The sequence below is a fragment of the Rhodococcus sp. MEB064 genome, assembly GCF_000834565.1.
Classification (GTDB): Bacteria; Actinomycetota; Actinomycetes; order Mycobacteriales; family Mycobacteriaceae; genus Rhodococcoides.
The window spans coordinates 1-1995 of record NZ_JXQS01000056.1 but is presented as its reverse complement, the minus strand read 5'-3'; the positions used below and the strand labels follow the sequence as shown (position 1 = coordinate 1995).

The 1995-nt window shown below is 55.8% G+C and carries 1 rRNA gene; it reads right to left on the bottom strand.

Annotation, left to right across the window (positions count from 1 at the left end):
* Window positions 1-1953: ribosomal RNA gene (locus tag RU01_RS18635) — 23S ribosomal RNA — on the bottom strand; the annotation flags it as partial.
* Window positions 1954-1995 lie beyond the last annotated feature (42 nt).

The window sequence follows — 1995 nt, the reverse complement described above, 5'->3', positions numbered from 1 at the left end:
ATCACCAGCAGGGGTCCCCCTTCTCCCGAAGTTACGGGGGCATTTTGCCGAGTTCCTTAACCATAGTTATCTCGATCGCCTTGGTATTCTCTACCTGATCACCTGTGTCGGTTTGGGGTACGGGCCGTGTACCAGCTCGCTAGAGGCTTTTCTCGGCAGCATAGGATCACTGAATTCGCCTCATTCGGCTATGCATCACCTCTCAGGCTGTGTGAGACCCGGATTTGCCTAGGTCTCGCCCTACAGGCTTACACCAGTGTTACCACTGACTGGCTCAGCTACCTTCCTGCGTCACCCCATCGCTTGACTACTACCAGGAAAGGTCCCGTGCATCACCACACCCGGCACCCGAAGGTGCTCCTGGTGGCTCTGGACGGTTAGTACTCCTGATTCATCATGGGCGCGGATACACGGGTACGGGAATATCAACCCGTTGTCCATCGACTACGCCTGTCGGCCTCGCCTTAGGTCCCGACTCACCCTGGGCGGATTAACCTGGCCCAGGAACCCTTGATCATTCGGCGGACGAGTTTCTCACTCGTCTTTCGCTACTCATGCCTGCATTCTCACTCGCGTGGCCTCCACACCTGGATCACTCCGGCGCTTCCCTGGCCACACGACGCTCCCCTACCCATCCACACACCTGGCACACACCCCGTAGGATGTGCGCGGGCTATTGTGCGAATGCCGCGGCTTCGGCGGTGTACTTGAGCCCCGCTACATTGTCGGCGCAAAATCACTTGACCAGTGAGCTATTACGCACTCTTTCAAGGGTGGCTGCTTCTAAGCCAACCTCCTGGTTGTCTTCGCGACTTCACATCCTTTTCCACTTAGTACACGCTTAGGGGCCTTAGCCGGCGATCTGGGCTGTTTCCCTCTCGACTACGAACCTTATCGCCCGCAGTCTCACTGCCGCGCTCTCACATCCTGGCATTCGGAGTTTGGCTGATTTCGATAAGCTTGTGGGCCCTCTAGACCATCCAGTAGCTCTACCTCCAGGATGAAACACGCGACGCTGCACCTAAATGCATTTCGGGGAGAACCAGCTATCACGGAGTTTGATTGGCCTTTCACCCCTACCCACAACTCATCCCCTCAGTTTTCAACCTAAGTGGGTTCGGGCCTCCACGACGTCTTACCGTCGCTTCACCCTGGCCATGGGTAGATCACTCCGCTTCGGGTCTAGAGCATGCGACTGGAACGCCCTATTCGGACTCGCTTTCGCTACGGCTACCCCACACGGGTTAACCTCGCCACATACCACTAACTCGCAGGCTCATTCTTCAAAAGGCACGCCATCACCCACCACACCGAAGTGTGCACAGGCTCTGACGGATTGTAAGCGCACGGTTTCAGGTACTATTTCACTCCCCTCCCGGGGTACTTTTCACCTTTCCCTCACGGTACTAGTCCGCTATCGGTCACCAGGGAGTATTCAGGCTTATCGGGTGGTCCCGACAGATTCACAGCAGATTTCACGGGCCCGCTGCTACTTGGGCATTCACTTCGACAGTCACACAGTTTTCGTCTACGGGATTCTCACCCTCTACGACAGGCCATCCCAGACCACTTCGACTAACCACATGATTTCTTACTGTCGGCCGATCCGGCAGAATCGACAAAAACAAACCCCACAACCCCACACGCACAACCCCTGCCGGGTATCACATGCACATGGTTTGGCCTCTTCCGCGTTCGCTCGCCACTACTGACGGAATCACTGTTGTTTTCTCTTCCTGTGGGTACTGAGATGTTTCACTTCCCCACGTTCCCTCCACACACCCTATATATTCAGGTGCAGGTAACACGACATCACTCGTGCTGGGTTTCCCCATTCGGACACCCTCGGATCTCAGCTCGGTTGACAGCTCCCCGAGGCTTATCGCAGCCTCCTACGTCCTTCATCGGCTCCTGGTGCCAAGGCATCCACCGTACGCTCTTCATTACTTACAACAAAGATGCTCGCGTCCACTGTGCAGTTCTCAAACAACACAC